This is a genomic window from Duganella sp. GW822-FHT06D06 (genome assembly GCF_058799615.1).
The window spans coordinates 259,580-279,020 of the sequence record NZ_JBXALQ010000006.1 but is presented as its reverse complement, the minus strand read 5'-3'; the positions used below and the strand labels follow the sequence as shown (position 1 = coordinate 279,020).

General features: G+C 62.1%; 18 protein-coding genes and 1 pseudogene. 11 read left to right on the top strand and 8 right to left on the bottom strand.

Annotated features, from left to right (window positions below):
- Positions 1–18: 18 nt before the first annotated feature.
- A complete protein-coding gene (locus AC1RMD_RS13955) occupies positions 19–528 on the top strand; it encodes a DUF1993 domain-containing protein (protein WP_492927207.1) in 510 nt (169 codons plus the stop codon).
- 3 nt (positions 529–531) lie between these two features.
- Here AC1RMD_RS13955 and AC1RMD_RS13950 read toward each other — a convergent pair whose 3' ends face one another.
- Together AC1RMD_RS13950 and AC1RMD_RS13945 are read right to left on the bottom strand one after the other, a co-directional pair.
- The gene (locus AC1RMD_RS13950) at positions 532–720 is read right to left on the bottom strand and encodes a DUF1289 domain-containing protein (RefSeq protein ID WP_492927341.1); all 189 of its coding nucleotides are present in this window, start codon (positions 718–720) and stop codon (positions 532–534) included.
- Positions 720–1,277: a DUF1415 domain-containing protein gene (locus AC1RMD_RS13945; protein ID WP_492927206.1), complete on the bottom strand. Its 558-nt coding sequence runs from the start codon at positions 1,275–1,277 to the stop codon at positions 720–722. Before AC1RMD_RS13945 ends, AC1RMD_RS13950 begins: the two co-directional genes overlap by 1 nt.
- A gap of 226 nt (positions 1,278–1,503) precedes the next feature.
- Here AC1RMD_RS13945 and AC1RMD_RS13940 point away from each other — a divergent pair, with 226 nt between their 5' ends.
- Both AC1RMD_RS13940 and fabI read left to right on the top strand, forming a co-directional pair.
- Entirely contained in the window at positions 1,504–2,904 is a 1,401-nt protein-coding gene (locus AC1RMD_RS13940) for a transglycosylase SLT domain-containing protein (RefSeq protein ID WP_492927205.1), read from the top strand.
- Between the two features lie 202 nt (positions 2,905–3,106).
- Positions 3,107–3,898: an enoyl-ACP reductase FabI gene (gene fabI / locus AC1RMD_RS13935; protein WP_492927204.1), complete on the top strand. Its 792-nt coding sequence runs from the start codon at positions 3,107–3,109 to the stop codon at positions 3,896–3,898.
- Positions 3,899–4,044: 146 nt separating this feature from the next.
- On the opposite strand, the gene AC1RMD_RS13930 is transcribed toward fabI, so the two are convergent.
- Complete coding sequence (locus AC1RMD_RS13930; RefSeq protein ID WP_492927203.1) at positions 4,045–4,830, bottom strand: hypothetical protein; 786 nt, start codon at positions 4,828–4,830, stop codon at positions 4,045–4,047.
- A 388-nt stretch (positions 4,831–5,218) separates the two neighbouring features.
- Here AC1RMD_RS13930 and AC1RMD_RS13925 point away from each other — a divergent pair, with 388 nt between their 5' ends.
- Positions 5,219–6,625 carry a DEAD/DEAH box helicase gene (locus AC1RMD_RS13925; RefSeq protein ID WP_492927202.1) on the top strand — a complete coding sequence of 469 codons (1,407 nt, stop codon included), beginning with the start codon at positions 5,219–5,221 and terminating at the stop codon, positions 6,623–6,625.
- 76 nt (positions 6,626–6,701) lie between these two features.
- On the opposite strand, the gene AC1RMD_RS13920 is transcribed toward AC1RMD_RS13925, so the two are convergent.
- Complete coding sequence (locus AC1RMD_RS13920; RefSeq protein WP_492927201.1) at positions 6,702–7,601, bottom strand: NmrA family NAD(P)-binding protein; 900 nt, start codon at positions 7,599–7,601, stop codon at positions 6,702–6,704.
- A gap of 29 nt (positions 7,602–7,630) precedes the next feature.
- On the opposite strand from AC1RMD_RS13920, the gene AC1RMD_RS13915 reads away from it, so the two are divergent.
- The gene (locus tag AC1RMD_RS13915) at positions 7,631–8,602 is read left to right on the top strand and encodes a LysR family transcriptional regulator (RefSeq protein ID WP_492927200.1); all 972 of its coding nucleotides are present in this window, start codon (positions 7,631–7,633) and stop codon (positions 8,600–8,602) included.
- 92 nt (positions 8,603–8,694) lie between these two features.
- Here AC1RMD_RS13915 and AC1RMD_RS13910 read toward each other — a convergent pair whose 3' ends face one another.
- The 4 genes and pseudogenes from AC1RMD_RS13910 to AC1RMD_RS13895 form a co-directional block, all read right to left on the bottom strand.
- Entirely contained in the window at positions 8,695–11,376 is a 2,682-nt protein-coding gene (locus tag AC1RMD_RS13910; RefSeq protein ID WP_492927199.1) for a hypothetical protein, read from the bottom strand.
- A gap of 135 nt (positions 11,377–11,511) precedes the next feature.
- Positions 11,512–11,607, bottom strand: a pseudogene (locus AC1RMD_RS13905) (MerR family transcriptional regulator); the annotation flags it as partial.
- A gap of 70 nt (positions 11,608–11,677) precedes the next feature.
- Positions 11,678–14,347: a hypothetical protein gene (locus AC1RMD_RS13900; protein ID WP_492927198.1), complete on the bottom strand. Its 2,670-nt coding sequence runs from the start codon at positions 14,345–14,347 to the stop codon at positions 11,678–11,680.
- 134 nt (positions 14,348–14,481) lie between these two features.
- On the bottom strand, positions 14,482–14,874 hold the full coding sequence (locus AC1RMD_RS13895) for a helix-turn-helix domain-containing protein (protein ID WP_492927197.1): 393 nt from the start codon (positions 14,872–14,874) through the stop codon (positions 14,482–14,484).
- Positions 14,875–14,947: 73 nt separating this feature from the next.
- Between AC1RMD_RS13895 and AC1RMD_RS13890 the strand changes: the two genes are divergently transcribed.
- The 6 genes from AC1RMD_RS13890 (at position 14,948) to AC1RMD_RS13865 (ending at position 19,399) form a co-directional block, all read left to right on the top strand.
- Positions 14,948–15,760: a class I SAM-dependent methyltransferase gene (locus tag AC1RMD_RS13890; RefSeq protein WP_492927196.1), complete on the top strand. Its 813-nt coding sequence runs from the start codon at positions 14,948–14,950 to the stop codon at positions 15,758–15,760.
- A 56-nt stretch (positions 15,761–15,816) separates the two neighbouring features.
- Complete coding sequence (locus AC1RMD_RS13885; protein ID WP_492927195.1) at positions 15,817–16,368, top strand: RNA polymerase sigma factor; 552 nt, start codon at positions 15,817–15,819, stop codon at positions 16,366–16,368.
- Positions 16,369–16,391: 23 nt separating this feature from the next.
- Entirely contained in the window at positions 16,392–16,694 is a 303-nt protein-coding gene (locus tag AC1RMD_RS13880) for a hypothetical protein (RefSeq protein ID WP_020706023.1), read from the top strand.
- A 5-nt stretch (positions 16,695–16,699) separates the two neighbouring features.
- Positions 16,700–17,953, top strand: a complete 1,254-nt coding sequence (locus AC1RMD_RS13875; RefSeq protein ID WP_492927194.1) for an MFS transporter — start codon at positions 16,700–16,702, stop codon at positions 17,951–17,953.
- A gap of 113 nt (positions 17,954–18,066) precedes the next feature.
- The gene (locus tag AC1RMD_RS13870) at positions 18,067–18,258 is read left to right on the top strand and encodes a hypothetical protein (protein ID WP_492927193.1); all 192 of its coding nucleotides are present in this window, start codon (positions 18,067–18,069) and stop codon (positions 18,256–18,258) included.
- 175 nt (positions 18,259–18,433) lie between these two features.
- Positions 18,434–19,399: a LysR family transcriptional regulator gene (locus AC1RMD_RS13865; RefSeq protein ID WP_492927192.1), complete on the top strand. Its 966-nt coding sequence runs from the start codon at positions 18,434–18,436 to the stop codon at positions 19,397–19,399.
- The last annotated feature ends 42 nt before the right edge of the window (positions 19,400–19,441 follow it).

Sequence of the window (19,441 nt, the reverse complement as noted above, 5' to 3'; positions counted from 1 at the left end):
TCAACAGAGGGCCTTGCCATGACCACTTTCTCCATGTATTCCGCCTCCATTCCCGTGTTCAAGCAAATTCTGAACAGCCTGCTGGTCATCCTCGACAAGGCTGAAATCCACGCCGCCGAGAAAAAGATCGAGCCTAACGCGCTGCTGCAATTCCGCCTGTTCCCGGACATGCTGCCGTTCACCCGCCAGATCCAGATCGCCTGCGACTTCTCGAAAGGCGCCGCCGCCCGCCTGGGCGGCCTGGAAGTGCCGTCGTACGAAGACACCGAAACCAGCTTCGCCGAACTGAAAGAGCGCATCGTCAAGACCCTGGCCTACATCGACAGCGTGCCGGCCAGCGCCATCGAAGGCAGCGAGACCCGCGAAATCACCACCGGCAGCGGCGAGAAGACCAAGCACTTCACCGGCCAGAGCTATCTGTTCCACTACGCGCTGCCGCACTTCTTCTTCCACGCCACCACCGCTTACGACATCCTGCGCCACAACGGCCTGGAGATCGGCAAGAAGAACTTCATCGGCACCTATTAATAGTCAAGTATTCCGGCGCGGGTAGCCCTGCGCCAGGATGCGCCGCCACACCAGCTCCTTCTGCTCGTCGTTCATCGACACCCAGTGCGCCACCTCGACCACCGACCTGCCGCAACCGCGGCAGATCTCGTCGAAGGTGGTGGAGCACACCGCCACGCAGGGCGTGTCCGGACGGACCGGCAGGTCGGCCATCATTTCACCTGCATCAGCTTGTCCCAGCCGTCATGGCCCAGGGCGCGCAGCGTCTCGATGTTCTTCTCAAAGATGTCGCCCGCTTCCGGGAAAGCTTCCACCGCGCGTTCCACACTTTCCTCGCGCAGCAGGTGCAGCGTTTGGTATGGCGCGCGGTTGGTGTAGTTCTCGATATCGTTCTTGTGGGTGTCGGCGAACTGGTAGTCCGGGTGGAAGCTGGCCACCTGCAGGATGCCGTCCAGCTCCAGGTCTTCCAGCGCGGCGTCGGCCACGTCCAGGAACTCGTTATAGTCTTCGAAGTCGGCCAGCACGTTCGGATGGATGATCATCGTCGTGTCGACCTTTTCCGGCGAGGCCTCGGCCAGGTATTCCAGCTCTTCTATCAGCTTTTCCAGCAACGCCTCGGGCGTGGTCGCCTCGCAGACTACATAGCGGATCTGCTGCTTGACATGCACGGCCTTGGCAAACGGACACAGGTTCAGGCCGATGACGGCCTTCTCCACCCAGTTGACGGTCTCGGCGATGACGGCGTCGTGATCGATGGCGGGGTTACTCATAGTTCAATTCCTTGGTGACTGCTCAAAAGCAGAATTGTACGCACTCTTTGCGGGAACTCATACTTCAGCCAATTTGCGGCGATCTCCGGCTTATTTACATGGAATCATTGCGCAAAAGAATTAGTCATCCGCCTGACATATTTCTTGACTCGCTAACCCGACCTTCGTACACTCCACGTTTATTCATAGTCCGCTCGATGTTGCTCGTCGATAACAATGGAAAACTATGCAAGCACGTATTTCTAAATCCGCCGCCTTGGCGACCCTGCTGGCCCTGATGGCGCCGGCGATCAGCCAGGCCTACGATGAAGCACCGGGCCTGCCGCCAGTGGCGCCCCTGCCGCTGTCCGCCCTGCCCAACGCCCTTCCCAAGTCGCCCGCCCCCCTCGATGCCTCCTCCCTGAAAGTCAGCAAACCGGCCAAAGCGGCCGAGGATGATGCTTTCCGCGAAAAAGACGTGTGGGGCCGCATCCGCAGCGGCTACGCCATTCCCGATATCAGCAACGAGCTGGTGGCCAAGCACGTCAACTGGTACGCCGCCCGTCCCGACTACATCGGCCGCACCACGGCGCGCGCCTCGCGCTACCTGTTCCACGTCGTCACCGAGCTGGAAAAGCGCGGCATGCCGACCGAACTGGCGCTGCTGCCCTTCATCGAATCCGCGTTCAACCCGCAAGCCCTGTCCAGCGCCAACGCCGCCGGCATGTGGCAGTTCGTGCCGGGCACCGGCCGCGACTACAACCTCAAGCAGGACGCCTTCAAGGACGAGCGCCGCGGCGTGCTGGCCTCGACCGACGCCGCGCTGAGCTACCTGCAGCGCCTGTACGATATGTTCGGCGACTGGCAACTGGCGCTGGCCGCCTACAACTGGGGCGAAGGCTCGGTGCAGAAAGCCATCAAGCGCAACCTGGCCGCCGGCAAGCCGACCGACTTCGAGAGCCTGGCCGAGCTGATGCCGGCCGAAACCCGCAACTACGTACCCAAGCTGCAGGCGGTGAAGAACATCATCGCCAATCCGGCCCAATACGGCCTGAACCTGCCGGCCATCGACAACACACCCTACTTCACCGCCGTCGACAAGACCAGCGACATCGACCTGACCATCGCCGCCCACCTGGCCGAGCTGTCGGTCGACGAGTTCAAGGCGCTGAACCCGCAGTTCAAGCGTCCGGTCATCACCGGCGACGAGCAGACCAAGATCCTGCTGCCCAAGGAAAACGCCGCCAAGTTCCACCTGAACCTGGCGCAATGGGGCAAGGACCTGTCGACCTGGACCACGCACAAGATCACCACCGCCCGCGAAAGCATCGGCACCCTGGCCTCGCGCTTCCACACCACGCCGGAAGTGATACGCCAGGCCAACAACATCCCGCAAAAGTCCCTGTTGAAAGCCGGCTCCACCATCCTGGTGCCGAAGATTTCGACCTCGGCCAGCATCGACATCTCGCCTGAAGTGGAGCGCAACGCCACCGTCGCCTTCGAGGCCGAGCGCGAGCGCACCGTCAGCAAGGCCGGCTACAAACTGGCCAAGGGCGGCAAGGCCGCCAGGTCCAGCCCGGTGGCGCTGGTCAAGGCGCGCGTCTCGCGCGACGCCGCCAAGGGCAAACACCGCAAGAATCACGACTGACGCCCGCCCGGCCCCGGTTTAAGCGCATGCCGCCGGGGCTGCGGCAGCGATCAAAGGTTGCAGTCGCGGCCTACTCGCCCTACAATCTTGGTCTTGCAGCGGCCGGCAACGCGCCTCTCACTCAAACAACAACCCCACTGACGTCGCCAGCCAGCCGGCCTACCAAGGCAAGCCCGGGCGCGCAGTCGCAATCGGAGTCACTATGGCGTTCTTGCAAGGCAAAAAAATCCTCATCACTGGTTTGCTGTCGAACCGTTCCATCGCTTACGGTATCGCCAAGGCCTGCCATCGCGAAGGCGCCGAACTGGCGTTCACCTACGTCGGCGAACGCTTCAAAGACCGCATCACCGAATTCGCCGCCGAGTTCGACAGCAAGCTGGTCTACGACTGCGACGTTGGCAGCGACGAGCAGATCGCCGCCCTGTTCGCCGACCTGGGCCAGAGCTGGTCGCAGCTGGACGGCCTGGTGCACGCGATCGGCTTCGCGCCGCGCGAAGCGATCGCCGGCGAGTTCCTGGACGGCCTGACCCGCGAGAACTTCCGCATCGCCCACGACATCTCGGCCTACAGCTTCCCGGCGATGGCCAAGGCGGCGCTGCCGCTGCTGAAGGAAGGTTCGTCGCTGCTGACCTTGTCGTACCTGGGTGCGGTGCGCGCCATCCCTTACTACAACACCATGGGCCTGGCCAAGGCATCGCTGGAAGCGTCGGTGCGCTACCTGGCGGAAAACCTGGGCAAAATGGGCATCCGCGCCAACGGCATCTCGGCCGGTCCGATCAAGACGTTGGCCGCGTCCGGCATCAAGGACTTCGGCAAGCTGCTGGGCTTTGCCTCGTCGCACGCCCCGCTGCGCCGCAACGTGACAATTGAAGAAGTGGGCAACACCGCCGCCTTCATGCTGTCCGACCTGGCCTCCGGCATCACCGGCGAGATCACCTACGTCGACGGCGGCTTCTCGCACGTCATGGGCCTGAACGCGGAAGACTACACCTGATCCGCTTCCCGCCTCGCCCAAGCAAAACGCCCTGCATGCAGGGCGTTTTTCATGCGGGGGTCAAGTCTGACATTCGGACACGAGCTCTGCCGTAGCGGCCGCTACGGCAGAGTTCGTGTCCGAATGTCAGACTTGACCCCCACGATTCACGGTAAATCCTTCAGTCCGGCGGCGATCTTGTCGCAATCGGCCATCGTCGGCGCCTTGGACATCGACAGGCCCAGCTTATTCGTTTGCCAGGCTTGCATCGCCTTCTGCTCCGTATCCACCAGCTTGCCCATGACGGCGGCGTCGGCGCGGCTGGCGCGGACCAGCATCAGCTTGGCAGCCTGGCTCAAGCCCGCCTGGCGCGCCCCACTCCACGCCTGCAAGGCGTCCTGATAGGTCCTGGCGTGATCGGGGAAGCGGCTGACGCACATGCCGGTGACCAGCTTCAGCGCATCGCGCCGTATCATCTGCCGCAGCGCGCCCTGCTCGGCGTCACTGAGCGGCACGGACGGTGCATCCGGCGCCGCTGCCTGCGGCTCCACGGCCACACGGTCGACCGGCGGATCGGCGATCACCTCGTCGATTTTCGCCAGCAAGGCCGGCACGCCGGCCGGCCGGCCACTGATATCGCCCAGCAGCCTGCCCTGGTTGAACACATACTGCATCGGCACGCCATACACCGGCATCAGCTTGCCGAAGTCGGGGATCTGGCGCCACGGCGACCACTGCACCCGCACGAACGCCAGTGCCGGTCGATGTGGCGCGGCGGCGGCCTGGTCGAAGATCTTGTCGGCGCCGGTGCAGTAGCCGCAGCCAGGATCGGCGATGTCAGTTGCACCACCACGTACTCGTGCCCGGCGACAAACGCCGCCAGCTGCGCGGGCTTCAACTCCTCCACCGGCGCCGCCACCGCCTGCGCCGCCACGCACATCATCGCTATCCATCCCCATCGAATTTGCATCATCCGCTCCACTCAAATACACAAAGTTATCACGAAAGTAACTGCGGCACTGCACAATAGCGGGGGATTGACCTATACAGACCAGCCTAACTGCTGTATAGTGTCGCCTGTGCGCTGCAGTGAGCGCGCTGCAACAAACGCAGCGCCGATTGATCAGCCAGGTATTACTAGCAGCTTCGCAAGCCTTAGCGCATCACCCTGATGTCGCTATTAAAGCCCTCCCGCCTTTGGTGTCGCACCTGACACCGTCCCGGCGCAAAGCTTTTGTGCCGAAATTTCTTTCGATTTTGATTGAGTCATTTCGTTTTGGTAGGCGTAGCTATTTCGCGTTCGGCTTTTGCACGAACGCCGGTTTTTTACGAAAGTACAGCATGACATTTGAAGCACTTGGTCTCAACACGTCCCTCATTAAAGCCCTGACCGACGCCGGCTACACCGCGCCGACTCCAGTACAGCAGCAGGCTATCCCTGCCGCTATCGCAGGCAAGGACTTGTTGGTTTCCTCGCAAACCGGTTCCGGCAAGACTGCAGCATTCATGCTGCCGTCGCTGCACCGTTTGTCCGAGATCGACCCGGCCGCAGCCGGCAAGACTCCGAATCAAGAAATGCAAGCCGCCCGTGCCCGTGGCGAGCGCCCACGTTTTAAAGCTGCACAGCCAAAAATGCTGGTGTTGACCCCAACCCGCGAACTGGCCCTGCAAGTCACCTCCAATACCGACAAGTACAGCGTCAACCTGCGTCGTCTGAAAGCAGTGTCGATCCTGGGCGGTATGCCTTACCCAAAACAGATGCAACTGCTGGCCAAGAATCCTGAGATTCTGGTGGCAACCCCAGGCCGCCTGATCGACCACATGGAATCGGGCAAGATCGACTTCTCGCAACTGGAAATCCTGGTGCTGGACGAAGCCGACCGCATGCTGGACATGGGCTTCATCGACGACATCGAAAAAATCGTCGACGCTACCCCATCGACCCGCCAGACCATGCTGTTCTCGGCCACGCTGGACGGCGTCGTCGGCAACATGGCGCGCCGCATCACCAAGGATCCGCAAGTGATCCAGATCCTGAGCGCCGCCAACAAGCACGAAAACATCACCCAGCGCGTTCACTTCGTCGACGACCTGTCGCACAAGAATCGCCTGCTGGACCACCTGCTGCGCGACGACTCGCTGGACCAGGCCGTGGTCTTCACCGCCACCAAGCGTGACGCCGACACCATCGCCGACCGTCTGAACATCGCCGGTTTCTCGGCCGCCGCACTGCATGGCGACATGCACCAGGGCGCCCGTAACCGCACGCTCGACAGCCTGCGCCGCGGCCAGGTCAAGATCCTGATCGCCACCGACGTCGCCGCTCGCGGTATCGACGTGCCGACCATCACCCACGTGTTCAACTACGACCTGCCGAAGTTCCCTGAAGACTACGTGCACCGCATCGGCCGTACCGGCCGTGCCGGCCGCAATGGCCTGGCGATCTCGCTGGTGAACCACGCTGAAGGCATGAACGTCAAGCGTATCGAACGCTTCACCAAGCAGCTGATTCCGGTCAACGTCATCGAAGGCTACGAGCCTAAGAAGACCGCGTCGGCATCGCGTTCGTCCCCGCGTCCAGGCGGCTGGAAACCAGGCGACAACCGTGGCGGCGCCAAGCCATCCGGCCAGCGCACGTTCAGCAAGCCAGGCGCACCGCGCAAAGAAGGCAGCACCACCGGCGGCGGCTACAAGGGCAGCAACCCACGCAGCACCGACGGCGCACGCCGCAGCTACGGCGACCGTTAATCGGTAGCCCGCTGAATTAAAAAGCCCCCGTTGGCCTGATCTCGATCAGTGCCAACAGGGGCTTTTTGCATTGGGCTTACCGCTGGCGTTGCACCAGTTCGACGATCACTTGTTCGAGCGGCGTCGTTCCCGCCCGTTCGGTCGCGGTGGGGTCGCTCTTGATGTCGATATGGGAGCCATTGAGGCCACGGGTCATTTCGGTGAAGCCAGCCAGGGCGGCGCTTGAGAAACCGGCGTCGGCGAGCGCGTTGGGCCATTCTGTTTCTGGCAGAACCGCTACATCGACAGGCTTCCGGAGCGCGGCTGAAATAATGGCGGCGACATCATTCGGAGCGTAGTCCTGAGGGCCCGACAGCGTGACGACGCTGATCCCCTTCCTCGCTTCCTGCAGCAATGCAGCCGCAGCGCTGCCGACATCGACCGTCGCCACCATGGGGATGAGACGCTGCGGTGGTGCCAGGAACGTCGGCAGCGCGCCGCTGCGTATCGCATGCCCAACCATCGGCATCCAGTTCTCCATGAAGTAGGCCGCGCGCAGGAACGTGGTGGGTACGCCGCTTGCGCCCAAACGCTGTTCGAACATGCGGTTCATGCCTATCCATCCCGTTTCGCTTTCATGATCGGCGCCCACCGAGGAAAGCGCCACCAGCCTGGGCACCTCCGCAGCAACTGCTGCGCGCGCCGTGGTATCGGCAATCGAGTCCGCCCGTTCGAACAGGTCTTCACGGTGATAGTGCTGCGGACTGACGACATAAGCGCCCTGGACCTGGCTGAGCGCCCTGACCATCGAGGCCAGGTCTGTCAGGTCGGCCACGGCAACCGCTGCGCCGCGTTCGGCCCACGGCCGGCCTTGGGCCGGATCGCGCACAACGACGCGCACCGGATGGCCGGCGCGCAAAAGCGCATCGGCGGCAGCGGCGCCGGTACGGCCGGTCACGCCGAACACAAGGTAAGGATGGGGGAAGCAAGCAGTCATACGGAAATCTCCTATTCAGATGAATCCGAATGGTGCATGATGGCCCGACATTCACCAATGACATAGAAGTCATAGCCAACATGCACCAAGTGGATTTATCGACGCTCGACCTCAACCTGCTGAAACTGTTCGAAGCCCTCGTGCGGGAGCGCAGCGTCACCCAGGCTGGCCTGCGCCTGGGCCTGAGCCAGCCGGCCGCCAGCCGCGCGCTGGCGCGACTGCGCACGATGCTGGGCGACCGCCTGGTGGTGCGCGGCAAGCTCGGACTGGAACTGACGCCGCGCGGCGAGGCGTTAGCAGGTCCGGTGTCCAAGCTGCTGGACGATGCCCGTGGCATCATCTCGCCCGCCGTCTTCGATCCCGCCTCGGCAACGGGTCGCATCACGATCGCCGCCCACGATCACCTGAGCCTGATGGTACTGGCCGGTTTGATGGCCCGCTTCGAACGCCACGCGCCCGCACTCAGTCTCCATATCGCGCAACCTGCTGGGGACAACGTGCGGTTGATCGAGCAAGGAGGCGCGGATCTGGCGCTGGGGATTTTCAAAACGCTGCCCGGCAGTTTCCATAGACGCGGCCTGTATACCGACAGCCTGGTGTGCGTGGCGCGGTCTGGTCATCCCGGTCTGGCGGATGGGTTCAGTCTGGAACGATATGTGGGCTTGCGTCACATTGCCGTGACCATTTCCGGCGTAGGAGAAAGCGCGGTCGACGTAGCGCTCGCCGCACTGGGGCGCACGCGCCATGTCGCGCTGCGGGTGCCCCACTTTCTTGCTGCCGCGATGCTGGTGACGGACAGCGACATGATACTCACGCTGCCTGGCCGCTTGGCGCGCCTGCTGGCGCAAACGCTCCCGCTCGTGCTGCTGGATCTGCCGCTAGAGGTCGCGCCCTTGTCGCCAGCCATGATCTGGCACGAACGCCTCCATCGCGACCCTGCCCATATCTGGGTCAGGCAACAGCTGGTCGATGTTGTCGCGTCGTTCAATACGGTCACGTAAAACCGCCTGGCAAGCGGCCCTGTTAAAAAGCCCCCGCTGGCCTGATCGAGATCAGTGCCAACGGGGGCTTTTGCATTTGACGTCGCTGAAATTTAACGCGATGCTGGCAGAACGAGTCGCCGCATGACCGGAGCTCTTCTGCCGGAAATGACTGGGATGGGAACCGCGACCAAGCGGGCATCTCCAAGGAAGAACAAGGTCTTGCCGTCCGGGCTGATAGTACCCAGCGCGCGCGTGTCGCACTCAGAATCGCTGGTGTTGCAGGTCGGGTAATCCTGCAGATCAAAGGAAGCAAGCAGCGGCAAGTCGGTACTGGTTATCATGCGCGCGCTGCTGTCGAAGACATAGACACGCGGCTTGCTGGTTGACCCAGCGTAAAGCCCGCTGCTATCGTAAGCCATCACGTACAGCCGCTTGCCGTCCGGCGAGAATACTGGCGTGCGGCCGAAGTAAGTACGATCCGGGATCACCACCTTGCCGACCATATTGAAATCGCGGTCCCATACCGTATCAGTGCCTTCCGCAAAGCGCTCGCCGCGCAGACTTTGGGCGCCCTCGAACCAGAAGCCCCTGCTGTCGGGCACCGCTTTCGCAACCAGGTCGCTACTGTCCAGAGACACCATCGGCGGCTGCGGTGAGTAACTAGCCGATTGCACGATAATGATGTGCGATCCATCACCGGAAGCCACCGCCCAGCCAAAGCCATAGACGCCGCCGATATTGCCAAAGCCATGACTGACCAAGTCAAAATACGACATGGAGCCGCCATCGTCCTGAACTCCGGAATAGCCGCTAAATAGGACCTTACCGTCATTGCGCACCACGATGCTCGGCAGGGAGTTCCACTTATCGCCCCAGACACTGCCGGCTTTAAAGCTTCCCTGTTCGGCCAGCGTGGCCGGATCGAACAGCTTGATCTGCCCGGAGGTGACAGTCACGATCAGACTCTTGCCGTCGGGGGATATCGCCACCGCGTCGGCACCCTTGACCGGTACGCTGCTAATATTCCAGCTCACGCCGCTCTTGCTGAAGCGCATCAGCGAACCCAAAGTTTTATTTACAGTGAACACCGCCTGCTGCTCGGAATCAAAAACCAGGCCACCCTTGCTACCTTGCGCCGCCACCACCGCGTAGGCGATAGATGGTTGCGATACTGTCTTCAGCGCCACCGTGCCGGATTTGCCGCCCAGGCCATTGAGCAGAGCAAACGTGGCGTCACCCACTGCCGCCGGCAGGCTCAGCTCGAACTGCGTGTCGTTGACGCGCACAATTCTGGTGGGCGTGGTGCCTGTCACCTGCAACACCTGACCCAGATCGGAAATCGCGTCGAAGCCTCGGCCGCGTACGATGTAATTGCCGGACTCCCCGGGAAGGCGGGTATGCGGGCTGACGTAATTCAGCTCAGGCAGCTTCTTGTCCAGCGTGACCGTGAACTTGGTCGCCGCGGCAAGACCATTCGGCAGGCTCAAGGTGATATCGGAAGCGTGGGCACGGTTGTTGGCCAGCTTCAGCATTTCTGCGATATTCACCGATACACCCAGTTTATCGGTACGCACCGAACCACTGGTACGTGACAGCACCAGCCAACTGGCGTTGCTGCTGGCCTGCCAGTTCTGCCCCGGCATGTTCGGAATGTCGATGCTGATCTGTCCGTTTAAGCTACTTTGAGTGCTGGCAGCGTTGACCGTGAAAGTAGACGTACCGGCGACCGTCCATTCCGCCGGAAGGACGTTCAGGTTGACTGGCACGGTGACAGGAAGCACTTCAGCGCCGCCGTTCAGCACCAAGTCGGCCCGATACAGACCGGGGCCCAGCTTGGCCGCAGAAGCGACGATGCTCAAGGCGCCGGCAGCGCCTGGCGTGACGGCCAGCCAGTTGGTTTCGGCGCTGCGATACTGCACAGTGCTGGTCAGGGCCTGTGCCCAGGCCGGCAAAACCACCTTCAATTGCTGGTTGCCGCTGGCGTAGCCCGCGGGCGCGGAGAAGTCGAGGCTGGTACGGTCAGGCGTAATATTGGTCACAGAGGATGGGGCGGCGGTGACGGTGTAAAACACCGGCACGGTCGTCTGGCGGCCGGCGGCGCTGATATCGACCAGTCCGAGGTAAGAGCCCGGAGCCTTGAGCGCGGCGACGATCCTCATGCCACTGCTTGAGATATTCTCAATCTGCAGCCAGGGTGTCTTGGTCGTGGCAGTAAAACTGCTTGCGCCGCCCGGCAACTGCACGGTCACCGCAACGGAGCCCGTGGACCCGGCAAGTGCACTCAGAGCCACGGTAGCAGGCAACACCTTCAAGCCTTTGGCGATGCTGACGGTATAAGATACGTCGACCGGCGACCCCTTAAAGTGCTGGATGCACTGCGTATCAGCACACATCGACAGCCTCAGCGTGCCGGCATACTCCCCCACTGCCAGCGCTTTTTTGGGATACACCCTGAACTGCGCTTGTGTACCATTAATACTGGCTTCCACACGATCGATAGCGGTACCCAGATCCAGGCCGCCGAAAAAGGCCGTCGTCGGCACGGTGGCGCCGCTGCCCGTACCCAGTACTACCTGGGACGAGAGCACACTGCCTTCATCGCCAGCGAAGCGCAGCTGGGTACGATCTACGTTGACCGAAAATCCGGGTGCCGGATCAGGCACCGAAACAATGAGATTGGAATTGGAATTGGAATTGGAACTGGACGATCCGCCGCCACCGCAAGCGGCAAGCAGGCATGACACTCCGATCGCCGCCACGTGCCACAGCCGATTCTTCTTGTAAGTAAACAATGCATTCCTTAAGGAAATTCTAAAAATGATAATTTTACCTTACAAGTGTATCAATCTACAAAAATGGGAAATGTCGCGGGCTGGTTTCATGCACCGAGAATGACGGCTTTCTGACTCTGGCACAGGAAAACGTCCCTACGCCTTGGCCGCGATGCGCAAGATCCGCCGATAGGTAGGGCATTCCATGTGGCTGGCGGCCTTGCACACGGCCGCGACCGCCAGGCCGTCCTGCTAAAAAGCCCCCGATGGCCTGATCGAGATCGGTGCCAGCGGGGGCTTTTGTATTTGGCGTCGCTGAAATTTAGCGAGATGGGGGCAGAACGAGTCGCCGCATGACCGGAGCCCTGCCACCTGAAATGACCGGAATGGGAGCTACAACCAAGCGGGCATCGCCAAGGAAGAACAAGGTCTTGCCATCCGGGCTGATTGTACCCAGCGCGCGCGTATCACAGCCATAATCTCTAACTGTGCAGGTCGGGTAGTCCTGCAGTTCAAAGAAACCAAGCAGCGGCAAGTCGGTACTGGTCACCATGCGCGTGCTGCTATCGAAGACATAGACGCGCGGCTTGTTTGTCGTCCCCCCATACATCACATCGCGGTCATAAGCCATCACGTACAGCCGCTTGCCGTCCGGCGAAAAAACCGGCGTGCGGCCGAAATAATCGTTACCCGGGATCACCGCCTTGCCGATCATATTGAAGTCGCGGTCCCAGACCACACTAGTGCCTTCCGCAAACCGCTCACCGCGCAGACTCTGTGCGCCCTCATACCAGGCGGTCAACCCGCCTGGCGCCACTTTACCAACTAAGTCGCTGCTCTCCAGTGACACCATCGAAAAACTCGACGAATAGCTTGATGATTGTACAATATTGATGTGCGATCCATCACCGGAAGCCACCGCCCAGGCAAAGCCATAGGGTCCGCCGATATTGCCAAAGCCAAGACTGACCAAGTCAAAATACCCCATGGAAGCGTCACCGCCCTGAACTCCGGAATATCCGCTAAACAATGCTTTGCCATCGTTGCGCATCGCAATGCGCGGCAGACTGTTTACTGTGTCACCGTTGACATAGGCGGCCTTAAAGCTGCCCTGCTCGGCGAGCGTGGCCGGATCGAACAATTTGATCTGCCCGGTGGTGACAGTCACTACCAGACTCTTGCCGTCGGGAGAAATCACCACCGCGTCGGCATTCCCGGCAGGCACACTACTGACATTCCAGCTCGCTCCACTCTTGCTGAAACGCATCAGCGAACCCAGCGTTTTATTTATGGTGAACACCGCCTGCCGCTCGGGATCGAAGACCATGCCACCTTTGCTACCCTGCGCCGCCACCGCCGCGTAGGCGATAGATGGCTGAGGCACCGTCTTCAGCGTCACAATGCCGGACTTGACGCCCAGGGTATCAGGCAAAGTAAACGTGGCGTCGCCCACCGCCGCCGGCAGGCTCAGCTCGAACTGCGTGTCGTTGACGCGCACAACTTTGGCTGGCGTGGCACCGGTCACTTGCAATACCTGGCTCAGATCGCCAATCGCGTCAAAACCACTGCCGCGCACGATGTAATTGCCGGACTCGCCAGGAAGGCGGGTATGGGGGCTGATGTAATTCAGCTCTGGCAGCTTCTTGTCCAGAGTGACCGTGAACTTGGTCGCCGCGACCATGCCGCCGGGCAAGCTCAAGGTGATGTCGGCCGTATGGGCACGGTGGTTGGCCAGCTTCAACATTTCTGGCATATTCACCGATACGCCCAGTTTGTCGGTGCGCAGCGAACCACTGGTACGCGACAGCACCAGCCAACTGGCGTTGGTGCTGGCCCGCCAATTCTGCACCGGCAAGTTCGGAATGTCGATGCTGATCTGTCCGTTCAAGCCGCTCTGCGTGGTGGCGGCGTTGACCGTAAAAGTAGACGTGCCGGCGACGCTCCAATTCGCCGGAAGTACATTCAGACTGACCGGCACATTGAAGGGAAGCACATCAGTGCCGCCGCTCAGCACCAAGTCGGCCTGGTAGATACCCGGCGCCAGCATGGCCGCCGACGCAACGATGTTCAAGGTGCCGGCAGCGCCTGGTGTGACGGTCAGCCAGTTGGCTTCGGCAGTGCGATAACGCACACTGCTGGTCAGGGCTTGTGCCCAGGCCGGCAAAGTCACCATCAACCGCCGTACGCCGCCGGCGTACCCCGTAGTCGCGGAGAAGTCCAGGCTGGTGCGGTCAGGCACAATATTAGTCACAGTGGATGCGTCGGCGGTGACGGTGTAGTACACCGGAATGGTCGTCTGACGGCCGGCGGCGCTGACATTGACCAACCCGAGATAAGAGCCCGGCGCCTTGAGCGCGGCGACAATCTTCATGCCACTGCTTGTGATATTCGCGATCTGCAGCCAAGGGGTCTTGGTCGTGGCGGCAAAACTGCTCGCGCCGACCGGCAACTGCACGGTCACCGCAGCGGAGCCCGTGGTCCCGGCTAGCGCACTCACATCCACGGTGGCCGGCAATACCTTTAAGCCTTTGGCGATGCTAACGGTATAAGAGACGTCGGCCGGCGACCCCTTAAAGTGCTGGGTGCATTGCATGTCAGCACACATCGAAAGCCTCAGCGTGCCGGCAAACGCCCCCGCCGCCAATGCTTTTTTGGGATACACCCTGAACTGCGCTTGCGTACCATTAATATTGGCTTCCACACGGTCGATGGCCGTGCCCAGATCCTGACCGCCGAAATAGACGTTCGTCGGCATACTGGTGCCGCTGCCCGTACCCAGGACGACCTGGGAAGCGAGCACACTGCCCTCATCGCCAGAGAAATACAGCTGGGTACGATCTACGCTGACCGAAAATCCGGGTGCCGGATCGAGCACCGAAGTAACGGGATTGGAACTGGAATTGGACGATCCACCGCCACCGCAGGCGGCAAGCAGGCATGACACCCCGATCGCCGCCGCGCGCCACAACCGAATATTCTTATTTGAAAACAATGCATTCCCTCGAGAAATTCTAAAAATAGCAATTTTATCTTATAAGTGTAAAACTTACACAGAGGAAAGATAGCGGGGACTGGTCTCATGCGCTGAAAATGACGGTTTTCTCGCTCCGGCGCGGGAAAACCTCCCTACGCCCTGGCCGCGATCCGCAAGATCCGCCGAAAGGTAGGGCATTCCATGTGGCTGGCAGCCTTGCACACGGCCGCGTGCCGCAGGCCGTCGCGCATGGTGGTGAGTTTCCTGATGGTGCGGTCCAGGTCGTCCGCCTTGGCGCTCAGCAGGTGGCGGTCGATGCGCAGGTCGCCGTCGGCGCCGAACATGCCGGCGATCTCGTCGAGCGTAAAGCCGGAGGCGCGGCCCAGCGCGATCAACGCCAGGCGCTCGACCACGCCCGCATCGTAATGGCGGCGCAAGCCGCGCCTGCCGATCGGGGCGATCAATCCCTTTTCCTCGTAAAATCGCAACGTGGATGCCGGCATGCCCGATATCCGCGCCACTTCGGCTATGTCCAGACTCGCCATCGCTTGACCTCAAGTTGACTTGAAGTGGCACAGTAGCACTTTCACTTTTTGAAGACAAGCGAGAGGACACATCATGGACGCATCACTATGGAACGGCGCAGCCGGTAACACCTGGGTCGCCGCGCAAGACATGCTCGACCGGATGTACCAGCCCATCGAGGACTTGATCGTCGATGCCATCCCCGCCGAGGCGCGCCGGGTGCTGGACGTCGGTTGCGGCACCGGCAGCATCGTCCACGCCATCGCGCGCCGGCTCGGCCCGGACGGCCACTGCACCGGCATCGACGTCTCCGCGCCGATGCTGGCCGCCGCCGCTGCCAGAGGCCAGCAGCCCAACCTCAGCTACATCCTCGACGACGCCCAACAGCACGCCTTCGAACCCGCCACCTTCGACGCCATCGTCTCCCGCTTCGGCCTGATGTTCTTCGACGATCCCGTGGCCGCCTTCGGCAACCTGCGGCAGGCGGCGCGCGATCACGCGACCTTGCACGCCATCGTCTGGCGCAGTCCCGAGGAAAATCCCTTCATGACCGCCGCCGAGCGCAGCGCGGCCCACCTGCTGCCCGGCCTGCCGCTCCGCCGGCCCGACGAACCCGGCCAGTTCGGCCTGTCCAACCGGCAGCGCCTGCACGCCATCCTCGAGCAAAGCGGCTGGCGCGCGATCGACATCGAGCCGCTGGACGTGGTTTGCATCTTCCCGGAAAACCGGCTATACCAATACCTGACCCAGCTCGGCCCGGTAGGCCGCGCGCTGCAAACGGCGGACGAACACACCCGCCAGCAGGTGGCGCAAGCCGTGCGCGCCAGCTTCGAGCCTTACGTGCATGGCGAGGAGGTCCGCTTTACGGCCGCCTGCTGGAAGGTCAGCGCACAAATCACCGACTGATCGTAAAAAGTTCCAATTTGGCACAATATGCTGAGTCGTGAGCCGTCTGCAAAGCCATGACACCACCGAATTCAAGCACCGAACAGGATATCGCTGCCACCGTACTGCGGGAGCGGTCTCGTCTCGGGAATTTTATCCGGCGCCGCGTCAGCGACCCCACCGACGCGGACGACATCCTGCAAGATGTGTTCTACGAATTCGTCCAGGCCTACCGCCTGCCGGAGCCGATCGAGCAAGTCAGCGCCTGGCTGTTCCGGGTGGCGCGCAACCGCATCATCGACCGCTTCCGCAAGAAGAAGGAAGTGCGGCTCGACGACATGGCCGCCGACGACGGCGAGGACTGCCGCCTCGACCTGCTGCTGCCCTCGCCCGACGGCAGCCCGGAAGACGCCTACGCGCGCTCGACGCTGCTGGCCGAACTGCAAACGGCGCTGGAAGAACTGCCGGCCAACCAGCGCGAAGTGTTCATCGCGCACGAACTGGACGGCGCCAGCTTCAAAGAAATGGCCGCGCAAAGCGGCTTGTCCATCAACACCCTGTTGGCCCGCAAACGCTACGCCGTCCTGTATCTGCGCACGCGCTTGCAAACCCTGTACGACAACGAATGAAATGAAAGAAAGGAGTGACTGAAATGAAAAGGAAACTGCTGTTCCTGCCGCTGATCCTCGTGGGGGTGGCCGCGCTGGCCTGGGTGGTGATGATGTTATGGAACTCGGTCATGCCCGGCGTGTTCGCCGGCAGCATGCAAATCGACTACTGGCGCGCGCTCGGCCTGCTGGTACTATGCCGGATTCTGTTCGGCGGCTTCCGCGGACGCCACGGCGGCGGCCACTATGGCCGCGAACGCTGGCAGCGCTGGCAGGCGATGACGCCCGAAGAGCGCGCCCAATTCCACAAAGACCGCGGCGCCTACTGCCGCCCCAACAAAGAATAGAACACATGACCAAACCCGTGGCGACGCCGTTCAGTGGCTATCAAAAAACCGTGGTGGCGATGCTGGCCTTCCTGCAGTTCGCCGTCATCCTCGATTTCATGCTGATGTCGCCGCTCGGCGCGGTCATCATGCCGGCCCTGAACATCGGCCCCCGGCAGTTCGGCCTGGTGGTGTCGGCCTACGCCTTCAGCGCCGGCGCGTCCGGCCTGCTGACGGCCGGTTTCGCCGACCGCTTCGACCGCAAGCAGCTGCTGCTGTTCTTCTACACCGGCTTCATCCTCGGCACGCTGTGGTGCGGCATGGCGCAAAGCTATGAGTCGCTGCTGGCGGCGCGCATCGTCACCGGCCTGTTCGGCGGCGTGATCGGCTCCATCGTGCTGGCCATTGCCAGCGACCTGTTCCCGCCGCAACTGCGCGGCCGCGTCATGGGCTACATCCAGACCGCGTTTGCCGCCAGCCAGGTGCTGGGCATCCCGGCCGGCATCTACCTGTCGAGCCACTGGAACTGGCACGTCCCCTTCGTCGCCATGGCCGCCTTCGGCATGACCGGCGGCCTGCTGGTGGCGTGGAAGCTGCAACCGGTCAACGCCCACCTCGGCAAGCCGCAGGAGCACGGCGCCTGGCTGCACCTGTTCCACACCGTCACCGAGCGGCGCTACCTGCTGGCCTTCGCCACCACCGCCCTGCTGACCACCGGCGGCTTCATGCTGATGCCGTTCAGCAGCGCCTACATCGTCAACAACCTGGGCATCGACCTGTCCCACCTGCCGACGGTTTACCTGGTCACCGGCCTGTGCACCATCTTCATCGGCCCGATGATCGGCAAGCTGGCGGACACGGTCGGCAAGTTCCGCGTGTTCATGTTCGGCACCATGCTGACCATCGCCATGGTGCTGGTCTACACCCATCTGGGCGTGACCTCGGTAGCGGTGCTCATCGTCATCAACACTGTGATGTTCATCGGCATCTTCTCGCGCATGATCCCGTTCCAGGCCATGATGACGGGCGTGCCGGCGCAAACCCAGCGCGGCTCCTTCAACGCCATCAGCGCCTCGATCCAGCAGCTGTCGGGCGGCGTGGCGTCGGTGCTGGCCGGCCATATCGTCACCCAGGGCGCGAGCGGCAAGTTGCAGCATTTCGATGTGGTGGGTTTCGTCGTGGTCGGCACCTCGCTGGTCGGCCTGGCCTTGCTGTGGCGCCTGAACCGCAACACAACGGCGGCGGCGGCCTTGCCGCAGGCCGCCGCCATGACAAAATAGCCCCGGATCTTAAAATAACCCAATATAGTTGCCACATAGCACTATTTTGAGCATATAATTGCGCTGAGACATCATCCCAACCCACCTGGAACCAATCGAAAGGGAATCAGCGCATGAACGCAAGGAATATGGACGCAGCCTGCTTACGCGCACTGCGCCGTCGCGGACACTCGGACGCCAGCATCACCGCCATGAGTCCGGAAGAAGCATTTTGTGAATACTGTGCGTATCACGGCATCATGAACCTGCTGCCGACGACCTTGCAGATGCTGGACAAATTGCGTGGCGAACCGCAGGGGCATTAAACGCCCCCTGCGCGGTCACGGACGGCCCGGTCGATTTTTCGGCCGGGCCGTTTCGCATTCAGCGTCCCCGCCCCATCGGCACTATGCCGATTTCGATATCAATGGCCTCGATTACATCATTGAACGGCTATGGCTCCGCCCCGTATAATTTTCTTATAATGACAACGGAGACGCCATGGACGCGCCAAACCCAAACTGGTTCCTGCGCGCGCGGCTGAAAACCCGCCAGCTGCTATTGCTGATCGCGCTGGACGACGAAGGCACACTGATGCGCGCGGCCGAAGTCCTGTGCATGACCCAGCCGGCCGCCTCCAAGCAGCTCAAGGAACTCGAGGACATGCTCGGCATCGCGCTGTTCGAGCGCCTGCCGCGCGGCATGGAACCGACCATCTACGGCGAGAGCATGATACGCCACGCCCGCATGGCGCTCACCAGCCTGGCGCGCGCGCATGAGGACATCGTCGCGCTGCGGGCCGGCCTGGCCGGCCAGGTCGACGTCGGCAGCATCATGACGCCGGCCATGCGGCTGCTGCCCTGCGCCATCACGCGGATCAAGAAACTGGCGCCGCTGTTGCGCATCGGCGTGCAGGTCGAATCGAGCGTGGTGCTGCTCGAACGCCTACAACGCGGCAACTTCGATTTCCTGCTGGCGCGCATGACCGGCCTGTCCGACAGCGCCGACCTACAATACGAGGAATTGGCGGCCGAACCGGTGGTGGTGGTGGCGCGCATCGGCCACCCGCTGGCCGCGCGCGGACGGCTCGCGCTGCACGAGCTGGCGTCGGCGCCGTGGATCATGCCGCCGCCCGGCAGCATCCTGCGCCAGCGCTTCGACCAGCAGTTCCACAACGCCGGCCTGGAGCCGCCGGGCGACGTGGTCGACACCAGCGAGATCGTGCTGATCACCAGCATGCTGCAAATGAGCGACGCGCTGAACGTGATGTCGGCCGACGTCGCCCTGCGCTACCAGGAACTGGGCCTGCTGACGGTGCTGCCGATCGAACTGGCCTGCCAGATGGACCCCTACGGCATCATCCGCCGGCGCGACCGCCTGCTGTCGCCGGGCGCCGAGCTGCTGCTGCAAGCGATACGCCGCCAGGCGTCGACCAGCCTTGCCGTATTCGATATGGCAAGCGCATAAAAGGTGAATGGACTGCTATGGCCTCGCGCCCTTAGCATGCCA